General features: G+C 66.7%; 1 protein-coding gene. It reads left to right on the forward strand.

The features are described 5' to 3' along the window. Positions 1 to 228, forward strand: a 228-nt coding sequence (locus EOB49_RS36085; RefSeq protein ID WP_164782039.1) for an acyl-CoA dehydrogenase family protein, incomplete at both ends; no start/stop codon positions are given.

Below are 228 nucleotides of genomic sequence, written 5' to 3' on the forward strand. Positions count from 1 at the left end.
CACCGGTGTGCTGCGCCGCGACCTGATCGAGGAAATCAAGGCCAAGGCGATCGAGGCCGGGCTCTATGCCGCCAACATGCCGGCCGATGTCGGCGGCGCCGGCCTGGATACGGTGACCTGGCTGCTCTACGAAAAGGAACTCGGCCGCGCCAACTACGCGCTGCATTGGACCTGTGTGGCGCGCCCGTCCAACATCCTTTTGGCCGGCACGCCGGAGCAGCGCGAGAA

It is taken from the genome of Mesorhizobium sp. M7A.F.Ca.MR.148.00.0.0 (assembly GCF_003997735.1).
In the GTDB taxonomy this organism is placed as follows: Bacteria; Pseudomonadota; Alphaproteobacteria; order Rhizobiales; family Rhizobiaceae; genus Mesorhizobium.